This is a genomic window from Gimesia benthica (assembly GCF_009720525.1).
Classification (GTDB): Bacteria; Planctomycetota; Planctomycetia; order Planctomycetales; family Planctomycetaceae; genus Gimesia; species Gimesia benthica.
Genome location: NZ_CP043930.1, coordinates 7,095,442 through 7,111,180, shown reverse-complemented (window position 1 = coordinate 7,111,180; position 15,739 = coordinate 7,095,442). Strand labels below are relative to the sequence as shown.

Below are 15,739 nucleotides of genomic sequence, written 5' to 3'. Positions count from 1 at the left end.
CGGGGTCTCGTCCCCGGCAGTCCGCCCTGGAATCCATTTTTTGAAAGAGGAGACAATGAAGCATCCACGAAAACGACTCTGGCGGACTGCCAGTCGAATATATCACTGTCTGGTGTCTGAAGAACCCTCGTCGTTATATGAAATGCCATTCCAGACATGGTGGTACTGTGACCGGTTACTACGGAAACGCCAACAAGCACAACGCAGAGGCTGGGATTCGGCTGCACTAAAACTGGAACGACAACTGAAAACTGGTGTAACCCAGTTGATCCAGGAACTGACAACTTTACATGGTGAATTGTCGTCTGATACATCTCCGCAGCAGATTTCTTCCGTCAGGGAACTCTATGCAGAACTGCGGTCTTTAGAAGAAGAATTCGGTGAGCTGCAGCTGGATCTCCGTGCCCAGACCATCTCTGTCAGTACAGAACCGATTAAACTGGAAGGCGTCTATCTGGGCCCTTTTGAGATTCGTCTCAATTATGCAAATCTGAAAATGGATAACGGGTCCCCTTATCGCGTGTTCGCCACGGACCCGCATCCGGCGTTTACCAATGACTGTGTCACACATCCCCATATTCAATCTGATGTCGTCTGTGAAGGGGATGGACGGCAAGTCATACGCCGGTCGCTGGAACAGGGACGGCTGTTTGATTTTTTCACGATGGTGGCCAGCCTGTTACAAACTTATAACCGCGACAGTCCCTATGTGGCGCTCAGTGACTGGGACAGTGTTGAATGTACCGAGTGCGCCGATGTGATCGCAGCCAACCAGCAAACCCGCTGTGATAACTGTGAAATCACACTTTGCACGGGGTGTACTAAGGATTGTTCGGACTGCGATTGTCCGTTTTGCCATGAGTGTTTGTCGTACTGTGATGGCTGTCACGGCCACTGCTGTTCGTCCTGTCTGCAACAGTGCATACAGTGTCATGCTGACTGCTGCCAACGCTGTTTACTTGAAAATGAAAGGTGCTCTGATTGTGATGCGGAAGAAGAACTCGAAGAAACAGAGGAAGAATTACCGGAAACCCAGGCCTCATCAGCAAACCCGGTTACCGCAACTGCGGTTCAGTCCGACTGCCTGGGCGAAACTGTTGTACCTGCGTGATTACGGAGACACCGAAGTTGGTGGCTTTGGGATTACATCAGAGGAGGATCTGCTGCTGGTGCAGGACCTGCAGCTTGTGGAACAGACCTGCTCGGTGGCTCACGTGGCCTTCGACGATGAGGCGGTCGCGAATTTCTTTGACGACCAGGTGGACGCGGGCCTCCGTCCAGAACAGTTTGGTCGGATCTGGATTCATACGCATCCGGGAGATTGTCCCTTGCCCAGCCAGACCGATGAAAATACTTTTAACCGTGTGTTTGGTCGATCCGATTGGGCCGTGATGTTCATTCTGGCGCGGACAGGGCGAACATATGCTCGGTTAAAATTTAATGTGGGTCCGACGGCAGAATACGAAATCCCAGTAAAACGGGATTACTCTCAAACATTTGCCGGTAGTGATCCAGAACGTTGGGAGGATGAGTATTTAAGTCATGTGCATCCGCAACAGAACAGTCGCCTGTTCCAGTCTGCTTTTGATCAGACCGCAGATTTTGACTGGGATGAAGACTGGCTCTTTGCTGATTACGAATTGAAAGGAGAACAGATTTGAATACATTAAATGTGACTATCGATCGTTTCCAAAGACAAAGTGACCTGATCCCGGCGGAACGGCTTTCTCAGTTGACGGCAACCGTCATCGGAGTGGGGGCCATTGGTCGTCAGGTGGCGCTGCAACTGGCGGCGATTGGGACACCACGGATTCAGCTGATTGACTTTGATAGTGTGGAGTCGACCAATATCACGACTCAGGGATACCGAGCTCAGGATCTGGGGCAGCTTAAAGTAGACACGACAGCCAGAGCCATCCAGGAGCTTGACGATTCAATTCAGGTAACGGTGATTATGGATCGTTATCGAGTGTCCGTTCCTGTGGGTGAGGCTGTCTTCTGTTGTGTGGACTCGATATCAGCCCGTGCGGTGATCTGGCGATCCGTCAACAGAAAATGCGATTTCTGGACAGATGGAAGAATGCTGGGAGAAACAATTCGGATACTGACAGCAACTCAGCATCATGGAATGAAACAGTATGCGAAAACACTTTTCCCACAAAACGAGGCACAAACCGGAAGCTGTACATCACGCAGTACGATTTATGCAGCCAGCATTGCTGCAGGACTTATGGTTCATCAATTCACTCGCTGGCTGCGAACTATTCCTGTTGATTTTGATACGACCTTCAATCTTCTCGCTGGTGAAACATACTTAAAATGAAGTTTAAAATGGGCAGACATATTAGAGAAAAGCAAAAGAAATAACATGGGATAACGGGCCACCTGTAGTGGTGGCCCGTTATCCTTATTTTAGCTATCAGAGATCATGGATTTTCTAGTTCAGAGCAAATTTTCTGCTGATATTTGAAACAGTATCAGTTCGACTTATGGCTACAGAATCTTTTTTTTCTCAATCGAAACGCTAACGAATGTAGGACAGTCGAACTAGAAAGGAGATGAAATATTCTCTCGATTCTTGAAATCAATTTTGAGTAAAGGTCACGCTATTTATTAGTAGTATTAGAAATGGTGATCAGGTCGAATGAATTAGGAACATGCGTCTTCAGCAGGAATTGAACGCCGTGGACATTTGGGTTTATATTTCGAATACTGTTTTCTCTTGTTATTCTTCCTCAGAATAGTTGACACTCTTTTTAAATCGCCCACTATTTCTGGGAATCTTCACATTTTGAAACCGTGCCTATCTCGTAGTTTTAAATGCTGGTCAAGTGCCAATAGATCATTCGAAGTTCAGACTGTATTTTAATCACGATTACCTTAGATTTATAACGGCCCAACTGGTTCAGAGTTGAGAGCCTGTCATGATCGCGTAATGAATCAAGTTCTCTTGTGCCGCAGACGAAAACAGTTTCTCATATTGGTCGATGCCAGTTGCTTTAACCTTTTTTTACCGCAGTTAGTGCTCATGGACCGATACATCATGTTGCTCATTATTTCCATGTGAGTGGCCATCACGTATTTCCGGAGCAAGGATATTCGGGTTAACTCCCGCACCGTGATGGTAGACTATTAAACCACCGAGATAACCGGTTAGCATCAATAGCACAACTCCACACAATGCTACAGTCAATTGCAGCTTAGTGGCTGCTGTTGTTCGCCCTCGCCAGCTTACTGTCGATAGCCAAGTGAAGAGAATGAGCATCGCCAATCCAAATCCCAAATGCCAGTACATGAGTACGTGGCCTTGTTCGGTATGAGCTGGCACCGTAAAGTATGCCAATCCGCCTGCGGTGGAGGCGAGCCAACCCGAAACCATTCCGACCAGCAACATTCCTGCGGCCACTCGATGCTGTATCTCGTTCGCTCTCCACCACGCCCACAGTAAGAGTACAACGCCCCCCAGAAGAAATGCAATTGGAAAGTGGACCAGTGCAGGGTGCAATTCCCATGGTTTTGGGAGAATATTATCCATAATGTATTCAACTTTCCGAAGGGTTCATTTTGATCGATACTCATTACTTATATAATTGAGCTTGCCGCAAACGTAAAGCGTTGCCGATGACGGAAACTGAGCTAAGACTCATTGCAGCTGCAGCGATCATAGGATTCAACAGAGCCCCCATTCCAAGAAACGGAACCAGTACTCCACTGGCAACGGGCACGCCAAGAATATTGTAGATAAATGCGAAGAATAAGTTTTGGCGGATATTGCGCATAGTACTGCGACTCAATCGGACAGCTTTAACAATGCCACGTAGGTCTCCTTTCACTAACGTCACACCGGCACTTTCGATGGCCACGTCCGTGCCTGTCCCCATCGCAATACCTACGTCAGCTTCAGCAAGTGCTGGTGCGTCATTAATACCATCGCCAGCCATCGCCACTTTACTACCTTTTGTCTTCAGTGCTCGTACTCTCGCGTTTTTGTCTTGTGGACTAATGCCTGCTTCCACTTCGTCGATGCCAAGATTCTTGGCCACTGCCAGGGCAGTACGCTTGTTGTCACCGGTGAGCACAATAATTCGTAAGCCCAAATCGTGTAGTTCTTGCACAGCGTCGGGGGTTGACGCTTTGATAGGATCAGAGACGGCCAGTAGTCCGGCGAATTGCCCATTAACAGCAACGAACATCACTGTATGACCATCGTGCTGCAGCGTTTCAGCACGTTCTCGCATTGTCTCAATGTTACGAACTCTTTGATCGACAAGAAAGTCAAGTTTACCAATCAAAACGCTCTTTCCTTTAACCGTTCCTGATACTCCACCCCCGGTTGTGGAATCAAACTCATCAACTGCTGCCAAGTCAATTCCTTTTTCCCTGGCAGCATCGATGATGGCACGGCCTAGTGGATGTTCGCTGTTTCGTTCGACCGCTGACGCATATTCCAATAGCTCCTTCTCTGAAATGGACTCTGTAGGAATGCATTCAGTGAGTTTGGGCCGTCCCTCCGTCAGTGTACCTGTTTTATCAACGACAATCGTATCCACCTGCTCCAGGACTTCTAAGACTACGGCGTCTTTGATCAGTACACCTTCCTGTGCTCCACGACCGATGCCAACCATGATTGACATCGGCGTGGCTAGGCCCAACGCACAAGGACAAGCGATAATGAGCACTGCGACAGCATTGATCAAAGCGAAACCAAGCCGTGGTTCTTCTGGAGATAACCATGCCCAAACAACAAATGTAACTATGGCGATTAAGACTACTGCGGGCACGAACCAGCTTGCTACCACGTCAACGATACGTTGTATTGGTGCACGGCTGCGTTGAGCGTCAGCAACCATCCGCACAATTTGTGACAATACAGTACCCTCACCTACATGTTTTGCTCGCATTTGGAACGAACCAGTCTGATTCACCGTGCCGCCCATCACTAGATCGCCCGTCTGCTTCGAGACCGGAACTGGTTCACCGGTTAACATTGATTCGTCAATCGAACTCTTGCCGGAAATGATTTCTCCATCAACGGGTATTTTTTCGCCAGGAACTACTTTGAGAATATCGCTCTCGCGAACTTCTTCTAATGGAAGCTCCTGCTCTTGCCCGTTAACGACAACACGGGCCGTTGGTGGTGCTAGTGATAAAAGTTCACGAACTGCGTTGCCAGTTCGACGACGGGCACGTAATTCAAGCACTTGTCCCAATAATACCAAGGCAATGATTACGGCAGCAGCTTCAAAATATACAGCAACGTGACCATTTTCTTTGAAAGAATCTGGAATCATTCCGGGCACCAGCACCGCGGCTGTGCTATATAAATATGCCGCACCAACACCAAGCGAGACCAATGTGAACATGTTTAAGTTCCAATTGACTAAGGACCGCCAACCACGTTTAAAGAACGGCCAGCCAGCCCAGAGTACAATCGGTGAACTCAGCGCAAATTGAACCCAAGACGAAACAAACGGTGAAAATTCCAGTGCCTTATCGAGCATTGGCAACATCGCCAACAGCAGTACCGGTATCCCCAAAACTACAGCGACCCAGAATCGTTGTGTCATGCTCCTAAGTTGGGTGTCGTCATCTTCCTCAAGCGCGGTTACATACTTCGGTTCCAGTTCCATCCCACACTTTGGACATGTACCTGGTTCATTCTGCTCAACTTCCGGGTGCATCGGGCACGTATAAACTGTTCGAGACTCTGCAAGTTCTGGTTTGACTAATTCTAAGGCCATTCCACACTTTGGGCACTCGCCGGGTTTATCACTGCCGATTCCTGCACACATTGGGCAGAAATATTTGTGGGACTTTGCAGCTACTGCATGTTTTGTTGTGGCGTTTTTACCTCCCAGCTCTGATTCAGGATTACAATTTCCATGGCTTTTACCAGCACCGGTCTTCATGCTGGAATGCTGATTGTCTGGAGTCAGTAGAGCAGCCAAAGTCTGTTGCCTTTGGAATTTCTCTTTACAATTCTTACTGCAGAAATAGAATGTTGCTCCACCGAACTCACAATTTAACCCTGTTGCTTCTTCAACTTGCATCCCGCAAATTGGATCAATCGCCATATAACACGTTCCTGCTAGTTCATGTCGTTGTGATGTGTAAAGAGAGGGGCGCACATTCCCGGCTTCTTCGATATTGGATGCAACCTACTCGTGCTTTCTTCATGTCAAATGACATTATTTTGAGGTTCTCACTACTTTTTTTTCGATTCTCAATATAGTCATGGTATGGGGGGATAGGTTGTTTTCTATTCTATATTTAAATCGCAACCAGAATTATTCTATGAGTACGTTATCTGACGAACAGATTGCTTTATCTTGATGCTGAACACAGCATACGTCTTTATCATGGAGAATAATTCACAAGCTCAACGATTAAATCCCTGAACTCTTTTCATCAACAAAATTAGCGATTCAATCTGGAGTGTTCCAGACTTTTATTTGAATAAAGAAAGATTTGATTTCCCCATTCATCAGGATATTCTTTGACCTTCGAGAACGCTCCAAAACTAATGATTGAGTCATGATAAACTGGGTTGTTGTATATAATTAGTATTTCTTTATCGCTTCCTCGGGCAGACTCATCTATCTTGCAAATCACTTCTGACATAATATCAGCCGGAAATGGGTTATAGAAATAAAACATATTATAGTGGCCATAATTCTGAAATGCCGTTGCATCGCAACTAAACACATGACATCTATTCGCCCTTAGTTTTTTGAAATTATTTATTGCTATTGCAGCGATCTGTTCTGACAACTCAATTCCAGCAATTTCTGCAAAGGGAAACTTTAGCATTGATCGCATTGCGCTACCTTTTCCGGAGCCAATATCGATAATAGAGTCAGCGTTTGTAACACTAATATCTTTTAGTAATTGTATTAAATATTTATTTCCAGAAGGAGAAGACCGATACACAACATGAGGGTCATATCCAATTTCTTCAGGTTGTATTACAGTTAAAAAATCAACTCCTTTGAATCGTTCTAACATTAGTTTTGTTTTACGCGAAAACGTTTTGATAGTTAATTTTCGACACAATCTTGATATAGCTGCTTTCATGCTTTTCTCTAACTGAATATGTTTGGAACATCTAACTAGAAATAGAAACCCCTCGACTGCAAAGCAATTTTGCAGTCGAGGGGTTAGATGCAGAACCATTCCAGATTATTCATTGGAATTTGAAGATAAATTCAAAAGATAGTTCGTATTTCAAATAGATTTCGGTGACTTTCGCTAACTCAAAATGACAGTGAGACTTAAAAGTGTTCGACTTGCTATCAATTCCACTCAGGGTTTGCAGGAATTGAAAAAAGTATCTTTTCATGAATCCTTTTCGAGAATTTTGAGAGTGAGAAGTCTAAGGGACAGTGCTAACCCTTTCTTGGTAGAAGCTATTCACTTCGGCACTGACTAAGCTAACCCGTTTAGTGACCTAACCGAAAATCTAGATGCGGTGTCATAATCTGGACTGCACCGCGGTGACTATAGGATGGGTAATTGTAATAGCCGCGGTCGATGTGGCTTTGCCGGAAGGAACCGTGTCCATACTCACGTGCAGAATACCCGTGGTTGACATAACCGTGTTGGAGACGCTGCCTGTAAGTCGAGTGACCATATCCGGACGAAAGGTATCCGTGCCCCGACAAGGTGTGGCCAAGATATCCATGTACATAAGAGTTATCTGCTGCCTTTGCCGGATTGGTCGTGAATGCTGTCAAGGCAGCGAGAATACCGAGAAACAGTGCGAAACGTATCATAATAGGATCTCCTTTTCATTTCGTGAGTATGATTACCTCAATAGCTTTAAGGCTTTTCTTTGTTTGTTGATGACTCGACACAAAAGGCATTATTTATGCCAACCATTAAAATTAAGACATAACAAACTGTCACACGGTGTTTTATAACAAACAAAGCTAAGCTCTCGTTGTCAATGTGTTGTTGTCATGACGACGGCACGTTGAGTCAAAACGATCACGCATCCTCCTCGAACCACTGTGCGTTCACCAAATTCGGAAACTGGTATTGCTCAAATTTGCTGTTAATGAAGGCAATCCCAGCTGATCAAATCCGGAATTAATTTCGGGGCAACGTCCCTCACTGCCTGCGCTTCCGCTACGGACAGTAGAAGATTTGCCACCCAACAAAGTCACTGGTGACGAATTCCTCGCAAATGCTGAAGTCAATCGAGCAATTGAATACGGCGGTGTTTTGCTTCAACTTACCCAACATCTTCGACAAGGACTCGTTGAATGGCTGGCCAAGGTTCGTGAACTGCGTGACGACCATTAGAGACTCCGAATTGAGTGAGTTCTGCCGACTTTATTAGTTCAAATGTGGCAGTCTCCTCTATTCACACGCTGAATCAGCTGCATCACAAACCAACGTGGAGCGCGATCAACTCGTACTTAAATGCTCTCGACATGGTAGATTTGGCGTTTTTCTTCTTCGGGATGAGAAAAGAATATTATCGTAACCATCATTGGACATGATGTTTAGATGCCACCATCATTCTATTCTACAGAAAACCGTTACAATCGATATATTGCAATAACACAATAGTACAGATCCCGCCGATAACTATACGTTAAGGGAATCGCGCGTGAAGAATTTGCGCGGCTAGTTCTAGACTTCGGGGGGCCGTGGTGAATTCAAAGAATCTAATTTCTATCTTACTGGCAATCGTATTAATTAGTGGATGTGCAACCAGCACGAAAAGGGATGTTGCTAATCAAATAGGTAAAAAACCTGTACCAGCAGAAAATGAAACTTCGCAAGTCATTGTGCGCGATGATGCGGAAGCAGAATATGATGCAACCTCGGAGACTGAAACACGACTCGTATCGCATCAAGAGTCAATTGAGTTACCAGTAGAGAAATACGATCCACTTCTTCTCCCCATGCCGGGTGATGTTTTAGCAAGCCAAAGTACTGCGATATCACTGGATGAGCTAGAAGCTTTGGCACAAGCCAATAATCCGACGCTGGTCCAGGCGGCAGCGCAAGTCGAAGCATCACGAGGCGCAGCCTATCAGGCGGGACTCTACCCAAACCCGGTTGTAGGGTATGCCAGCGATCAAATTGGCATCAATGGCACGGCTGGTGAATTACAGGGGGCATTCGTCTCACAGGAATTTGTCACAGGTGGTAAGCTGAAGCTCAGTCGCGCGAAATGGACAAAGCAGGTCGCTGTTGCGGAAACCATCTTGTCGGCCCAGTACACGCGTGTCTTGAATGACGTGCGGATTCATTTCTACCGGACACTGGCAGCGCAGCAGTTACTCGCAGTCCAAGGTAAACTTCTGGAGAATGCGAAAGATAATTTACAAACACATAAAGAGATGCTTAATCTAGGACAGACGAATCAGTCCGGCCTGTTGCAGGCGGAAGTCGACTTGCATCGCGCACAATTGAAACAGCAGGCGGCTGAGAACGACTTGGAACAGGAGTGGCGAAATCTGGTGGCGATGGTGGGTACTCCTGAATTACAATGTACAACTCTTAGAGGGAGGCTTGAGCCTCCTCAGGAATTTTATGACTGGAATTCGGCGCTCAATCAGTTATTAGAAAGCAGTCCTGAAATCGTTGCTGCCTGGGAACGTGTGCAACATGACGAAATAACCGTAGAACGTGAACGCGTCCAACCGATACCTAATATCCTGGTCGATGTCAATTTCGGTCATAATTTCGAGACCGATAACTCAGTAGCAGGGGTCACCGTCGGGTTACCTATTCCTATCTTCGACAAAAACCAAGGCACCGTGGATCAGGCCTTAGCCGATCTCAACCGATCTCGGGCGGATGTGAAACGGTTGGAATTATCATTGATGAGCAGACTTTCAACAGAATTTAGAAATTATCAGACCGCGTGTCAGCATGTAGAAACTTACAGAGATGAAATGTTACCTAAGGGTAAGCAAGCCTACGATCTGTTACATCATAGTTATAAGGAGCGGCGCGCTCCCTGGCCTGATGTGTTGATGGCACAGCAGATCTATCTCAATTTGCAGGCAGACTATATCATGAGTCAATTAAAGTATCATGAAAGTGAGATTGCCATTAGCGGTATGCTATTGACAGGTGGACTGGCCGAGCCTCCTGCGCCAGTGGGTGGCGGACATATCAATGCCGTTCCCAAACCCCGGTAATCGTAAGAGACGATGAACAACGATCATTTAGCAAAACGAAATAAAACAAAATGAAAGGCCTATCAATGGGTACTCAAAATGACCGCAGGGACTTTCTAAAGCAGGGTGCGGCAGCCACGGCCGGATTGTTTGCTGCGGGGACCGCTATGGGGCAGTCATCGGAAAGCGGAGCTTCTTCCGATAAATATCAAGGTCAGGGAGGCACATATCCTCGTATGCATCCAGGCACTGGTGGCCCAGTTGGTAGTCCGACTGACCGAGGGAAACTCGTGCCCGGATTGCGAAAAGCGGGGGAGCCACCAGTCAATGTGATTGCACCTGATTTGAAAACATTGAGCGGGAAAATTGTAAATGGTGCGCGCGAGTTCCATTTGCAGGCGACCCCCACCCGTAGAGAAGTGCTCCCGGGGATCTGGATGGACGCGTATGGATTTAACGGCCAGTTTCCCGGTCCTGTATTAGAAATGTATCAAGGAGAACGAGTACGTATTGTTTTTCGCAATGATTTGCCAGAGCCGACGACTCTGCATTCACATGGCTTGGAACTCCCCATTAGCATGGACGGAATACCTGCCGTTACACAAGACTTGATTCAACCGGGCAAGACCTTTGTCTATGAATATGACGTGCATCAGGAAGGTAGTTTTTTCTTACATCCGCATGTGGCGATGCAGGAAGCCATCGGAATGGTGGTGCCTTTCATTGTTCATTCCAAAGTGGCTTTTGAACCTGCCGTGGATCGTGACTTCGTGTTAATGACTCAGCAGTTTTCGATGTTACCCAACGCGCACATTCCCAATACGATCTCCATGGACTGGAACTTTCTTACAATCAACGGGCGGTGTGGCCCTTACACGACACCACTGGTTTGTAAGTTAGGCGAACGGGTCCGCATTCGATTTCTAAACTTCAGTACGCTGCATCAGCATCCAATGCATTTGCACGGGCACACTTTTTGGGTGACAGGAACCGAGGGGGGCCGCATTCCGGAAACAGCGTGGATTCCGGGAAATACGGTGATCGTGGGGGTAGCGCAATCGCGGGATGTAGAGTTCGTGGCTAATAATCCCGGAGATTGGGTACTCCATTGTCACATGTTTCACCACATGATGAACCATATGGTATCTCAAGTCGGGCCCATCATTCGCCAGAAAAAGAACGATCCGGGTTTCGAGGTTCCTGGCTATCCACAAATCATGAAGGGGATGTCGGATATGAAAATGGAAGGTAAGCACGCTGGCAAGATGCAGATGGAAAAGGCGAATGACTATAGCATGCCGATGACAATGGAAGACATGAAAAAATTAACCGATCGTCGCGAAACTCAGGGGATGCGCGAAGGTTGGTATAAAGGTGTCAAAGGGCTATTTACTGTGATGCGAGTACTGCCACCGGATCTATACGATAAGTTGATGACAACCGACGATCCCATCCCGCCGAATTCGAGTACGCCGTTGAATCCACATCATGCCTAACATCCAATATAGCACTGATGTGATCCTTTTTTGAAATACGAGTTACCTGTTTGCCAAATTCATTAAAATGTGTGATAGGCATCTACATTGTGATTCACACAAATACGCACATTCATTCAAGTCGTGTTGCAGACTTTGTCGACGCACAATGACTGGAATCGATAGCGTTGACGTTATACTCAATCACGAATTAACCAATCTGTAAACCAATAAGTCTCAGACAGTCGCAATGCAGAATTGTATGACCTGCGTAAAAACATTCGCACAGCAATACGTCATTGATACGTAATTTCATTCAGTCCTTGCAACCAACAAATGGGCTGATTCCGAAACGTCATCAACTTGCTCTTTCATCCAGATACGAACGACTTGTATTGCAATCTCCGTTTTGAATCTCCGATTACTCGACCTTGAGACAGTTCTAATCTTCACTGGGGCCTATCCACTGTTCTGTCAGAGTCGGTGGAAAATCGCTCAAAGTGATTGCTGGCCGACCAGATCCATGCCGGAACTGATCTCCTATCTGGCTTAGGGCCGGAAAATCGTAGTTCTGGAGACTGGCACAATAGATCTGCATAGTGGCACGCGGATTGCTTTTGAAAGTGAAGTTATGTGTACTCTGCTCCAAAACAGAGCAGTACAGAAATCAATGAAAGTGGAGAAGTCGAACTCAATACCACAATCAACTTCACCACACAATACTCCAAAGCCGTAGATGCGGCGTTAACGGGTCACAGCATGGAACATTCCGACGAGAACTCATCCGAGTATAAAGAGAACAGTCTGACTTTGACTGGTGCTGTTGCGATGGGCACGGGCGTGATGATCGGTGCCGGTATTTTTGCCCTGACCGGACAAGTTGCTGAGCTAGCGAAACAATGGTTCCCGCTCGCATTTCTGGCAGCAGCAATCGTGGCATCTTTCAGTGCTTATTCTTATGTAAAAATGGCACACGCCTATCCATCCGCGGGTGGCATCGCCATGTTTCTTGAGAAGGCTTACGGTAAAACAGCGCTAACAGGTGCATTTGCGCTGCTGATGTACTTTTCCATGATCATCAATGAGAGCCTGGTCGCGAAGACCTTTGGTACGTACACACTGCAACTCTTCAACGTCGGCGAAAATGAATGGTTAGTGGTCGCTCTCGGAGTCGGTTTGCTTGCATTCACTTTTTTCGTGAATATCTTGAGTAACGAATTCATAGAAAAGCTATCCTTTTTCACTGCATTTATCAAAATTGGCGGGATTGCTCTCTTTGCAATCGGGGGATTGTGGGCTTCCGGTTTTTCATTCGAAAATACTTCGTCTAATCAAACCGGTGCGGGACCGGGAGAGTTTCTCGGAGCTGTGGCGCTCGCAATTCTGGCCTACAAAGGCTTTACTACGATTACAAATAGCGGTGGCGAACTTAAAAATCCTCATAAAAATGTAGGACGAGCCATCATCATCTCGATTGCCCTCTGTCTGGTTCTATATATGCTTGTGACGCTGGCTGTGGGAGGAAGTCTGACGGTCGATGAAATCATTAAAGCGAAAGACTATTCTCTTGCAGAAGCTGCTCGGCCTGCTTTTGGAGATTATGGTGTATGGTTTACTGTATTGTTTGCGATTGTCGCCACCGTTTCCGGTGTGATTGCCAGCGTCTTTGCGGTTTCTCGTATGCTGGCTATGCTCACAGACATGAAGTTAGTACCGCACTCACATTTTGGAATGCCAGGTAGCATCCAAAAACACACATTGGTGTATACCGTTGTCATGGCGATGTTATTAACGGTTTTTTTTGATTTAAGTCGTATCGCCTCGCTCGGTGCCATCTTTTATCTCATCATGGATATCGCCATCCATTGGGGAGTATTTTATCACCTCCGCAAAGAGGTGAAGGCCAGTAGTCTTGTCTTAATCACGGCAATGATATTGGACGTTGTCATTTTAGGAGCGTTTCTGGTAGTTAAAGCCCAGGCGGATATGCTGGTAATCTATGTTTCTCTTGCCGGTTTAATCTTAATTTTCCTGGGTGAGTGGCTATTTCTTCACAAAAACCAAACAGGCGACTAACGACGCCATGCGCAGCCGAAAAGCTTGATAATTTCCAGCATTTCTCCTGGTTTGTTCTCTACATAGAAATTACCCCTTGACTCCGTACCATAGTACGGAGTTTATAATGTTTCCAGGAGATGCATATGAGCAAGTTGACAATAGGACGAGTCGCACAGTCATCGGGAGTTGGTGTTGAGACGGTGCGTTTTTATGAAAGAAAGGGGCTGATCGAACAGCCGATAGCACAGTCCTCTTATCGGGAGTATCCGCCGGAGGTCATAGAACGAATCCAGTTTATCAAACGAGCACAGGAGCTTGGGTTCACTCTCGCAGAAGTTGGACAGTTGCTGGGTTTTGCAGACCAGCCTTCTACATCAAAGAAAGAGGTCAAGCAGCTGGCCGGCCGTAAATTGATTGAAATTAGACATAAAATAGAAGATCTGCAACGTCTCGAATCAACCCTGGCTTCGCTGCATAAGAAGTGCAGTGGCCATGGTACTCTATCAGGCTGCCCTATTATCGAATCAATTATCTCCCCTGATAAAAAAACTGTCACACATAGAATGCGGAGAATTAAAAATGACTATAGTTAAGCAAGTAGATCAACTTCAAGAGGTGACTGTTTCCACAAACATGAAGTGTAATTCCTGCTTAGAAAAATTACGGCCAGTCCTGGATCAGAACTCTGAGATTGTTGAGTGGGAAGCAGACCTGTCAAATGAACTCAAAACTGTAACAGCAAAAATGCACGGCACTACCCCTCGTGAGAAACTAGTCGAGGCTGTGAAGGGAGCTGGATTCGAAGCAAAGATAACTGAAAATCAGGAGGACACTAAGGGTATTACCGAAGAACGGCAGAGTCATTTAACCAATGAGAAACAGGGGTTAAAAATCAGCACTTATAAGCCCTTGCTTCTCGTTATCTTTTACGTCTGTGGTGCGGCAGTGATTTTGACAGCTGCACAAGAAGCGGGATGGGTTTGGGAAAACTTCATGCGTTTCTTTATGGGTTTCTTCTTTTTAGGTTTTGCCTTCTTTAAGCTGCTTGATGTAAGTAAGTTTGCCGACGCCTTCGCGACTTATGATATTGTGGCAAAACGGTCACGTCTCTACGCGTTGCTATACCCGTTTCTTGAATTTTCGCTTGGGATGGCATTTATAATGGGTTGGTTACCGGCTTTAGTAAATACTGTCACACTTGTCGTGATGGGAGTCGGATTAATTGGCGTCATTAAAGCTGTAAGAAAACGCCAGGTGATTCAATGCGCCTGTCTGGGAACAGTGTTTAATCTGCCAATGTCTGCGGTTACCATCATCGAAAATAGTACGATGATCCTCATGGCTCTTTTTATGCTTTTTAGAGATTTGTAAAATGAAAGTTCAGACTGTAGTTAGCGATGATCGAAGTTTTTGTCGGGATCACAGTTAAGCAGAAAATTAATCCCCTCTATCTATTCCCAACAAGAATTTGGCTAAAATGCCATATACCGCCGTAACTTAAATCAACTTTGTGCTCTTGGTTTTGCTGCGAGATTTTCAACCTATGAGATCATCTTCCGTTCCCTAGCAAGATATTCAGACTGCTTACGACAGTTGTATATTATTGATTGACGGAATGAGTTTTTTACATATGTCTCATTTCTCCTAAAAGTGAAAGTTTCGGTGAAGTACTGAGGTCGGTATGGCATCAAAAGGATATGGAACGCGGTTAAATAGCGATCAACGCGGTTAAACAGTGATCGCTATTTAACCTGTGAATATCTCCATTTATTACAGTTCATTAGCTACGAGGAGAATGTCATGTTGCTCAAATCACTTTCTGCTAGCATACTTGTCCTTGGTCTGCTGAGTCCGCCTCCCTCGTCTGGGTTACCGGAATCATTGATCCAGCCAGTGTCGAATACAGCTCAAGTTGAAGTCCAGACCGAAGAAACGGCCAGCCCAATCTGTTGTTTAAAGCGTGCCTACTGCTGCAGCATTCGCAGAAGCTGCTGCCGTGGAAGGTAGGCTATATCAAGCGACAGGTAGTCAATGACCGTATTCGAGGGATTATGTTTTCAAGAGAGG

General features: G+C 46.1%; 11 protein-coding genes. 8 read left to right on the top strand and 3 right to left on the bottom strand.

The genetic code is table 11. From position 1 onward, the window contains the following. Window positions 1-55: 55 nt before the first annotated feature. The 3 genes from F1728_RS27825 to F1728_RS27815 are packed head-to-tail and all read left to right on the top strand — an operon-like array spanning window position 56 to window position 2,323. Window positions 56-1,111, top strand: coding sequence for a hypothetical protein (locus F1728_RS27825; protein WP_145187087.1), 1,056 nt, complete (start codon window positions 56-58; stop codon window positions 1,109-1,111). Continuing rightward, window positions 1,098-1,661, top strand: a complete 564-nt coding sequence (locus tag F1728_RS27820; RefSeq protein WP_194242560.1) for a hypothetical protein — start codon at window positions 1,098-1,100, stop codon at window positions 1,659-1,661. The genes F1728_RS27825 and F1728_RS27820 overlap by 14 nt, the downstream gene beginning before the upstream one ends. Further along, complete coding sequence (locus tag F1728_RS27815; RefSeq protein WP_145187090.1) at window positions 1,658-2,323, top strand: HesA/MoeB/ThiF family protein; 666 nt, start codon at window positions 1,658-1,660, stop codon at window positions 2,321-2,323. Before F1728_RS27820 ends, F1728_RS27815 begins: the two co-directional genes overlap by 4 nt. A gap of 696 nt (window positions 2,324-3,019) precedes the next feature. Here the strand turns inward: F1728_RS27815 and F1728_RS27810 are convergent. From F1728_RS27810 to F1728_RS27800, 3 genes are all read right to left on the bottom strand, one after another. After that, the gene (locus F1728_RS27810; protein ID WP_145187096.1) at window positions 3,020-3,535 is read right to left on the bottom strand and encodes a DUF2231 domain-containing protein; all 516 of its coding nucleotides are present in this window, start codon (window positions 3,533-3,535) and stop codon (window positions 3,020-3,022) included. Window positions 3,536-3,578: 43 nt separating this feature from the next. Further along, window positions 3,579-6,074 carry a heavy metal translocating P-type ATPase gene (locus F1728_RS27805; RefSeq protein ID WP_145187099.1) on the bottom strand — a complete coding sequence of 832 codons (2,496 nt, stop codon included), beginning with the start codon at window positions 6,072-6,074 and terminating at the stop codon, window positions 3,579-3,581. A gap of 343 nt (window positions 6,075-6,417) precedes the next feature. Further along, the gene (locus tag F1728_RS27800; protein ID WP_194242559.1) at window positions 6,418-7,074 is read right to left on the bottom strand and encodes a protein-L-isoaspartate O-methyltransferase family protein; all 657 of its coding nucleotides are present in this window, start codon (window positions 7,072-7,074) and stop codon (window positions 6,418-6,420) included. Between the two features lie 1,583 nt (window positions 7,075-8,657). On the opposite strand from F1728_RS27800, the gene F1728_RS27795 reads away from it, so the two are divergent. The 5 genes from F1728_RS27795 (at window position 8,658) to F1728_RS27775 (ending at window position 15,043) form a co-directional block, all read left to right on the top strand. Further along, window positions 8,658-10,160: a TolC family protein gene (locus tag F1728_RS27795; protein WP_145187104.1), complete on the top strand. Its 1,503-nt coding sequence runs from the start codon at window positions 8,658-8,660 to the stop codon at window positions 10,158-10,160. Window positions 10,161-10,210: 50 nt separating this feature from the next. Beyond that, entirely contained in the window at window positions 10,211-11,635 is a 1,425-nt protein-coding gene (locus tag F1728_RS27790; RefSeq protein WP_228030377.1) for a multicopper oxidase family protein, read from the top strand. Window positions 11,636-12,373: 738 nt separating this feature from the next. Then, entirely contained in the window at window positions 12,374-13,690 is a 1,317-nt protein-coding gene (locus tag F1728_RS27785) for an APC family permease (protein ID WP_145193830.1), read from the top strand. Window positions 13,691-13,815: 125 nt separating this feature from the next. Next, window positions 13,816-14,265, top strand: a complete 450-nt coding sequence (locus F1728_RS27780; protein WP_194242558.1) for a MerR family DNA-binding protein — start codon at window positions 13,816-13,818, stop codon at window positions 14,263-14,265. Beyond that, complete coding sequence (locus F1728_RS27775; RefSeq protein WP_145187112.1) at window positions 14,252-15,043, top strand: heavy-metal-associated domain-containing protein; 792 nt, start codon at window positions 14,252-14,254, stop codon at window positions 15,041-15,043. The genes F1728_RS27780 and F1728_RS27775 overlap by 14 nt, the downstream gene beginning before the upstream one ends. Window positions 15,044-15,739: the final 696 nt, after the last annotated feature.

Bases quoted from the DNA above. Each gene is read 5' to 3' on its own strand.
- F1728_RS27825 (WP_145187087.1), top strand. From the start codon at position 56: ATGAAGCATCCACGAAAACGACTCTGGCGGACTGCCAGTCGAATATAT.
- F1728_RS27810 (WP_145187096.1), bottom strand. From the start codon at position 3,535: ATGGATAATATTCTCCCAAAACCATGGGAATTGCACCCTGCACTGGTC.
- F1728_RS27805 (WP_145187099.1), bottom strand. From the start codon at position 6,074: ATGGCGATTGATCCAATTTGCGGGATGCAAGTTGAAGAAGCAACAGGG.
- F1728_RS27800 (WP_194242559.1), bottom strand. From the start codon at position 7,074: ATGAAAGCAGCTATATCAAGATTGTGTCGAAAATTAACTATCAAAACG.
- F1728_RS27790 (WP_228030377.1), top strand. From the start codon at position 10,211: ATGAAAGGCCTATCAATGGGTACTCAAAATGACCGCAGGGACTTTCTA.
- F1728_RS27785 (WP_145193830.1), top strand. From the start codon at position 12,374: ATGGAACATTCCGACGAGAACTCATCCGAGTATAAAGAGAACAGTCTG.
- F1728_RS27780 (WP_194242558.1), top strand. From the start codon at position 13,816: ATGAGCAAGTTGACAATAGGACGAGTCGCACAGTCATCGGGAGTTGGT.
- F1728_RS27775 (WP_145187112.1), top strand. From the start codon at position 14,252: ATGACTATAGTTAAGCAAGTAGATCAACTTCAAGAGGTGACTGTTTCC.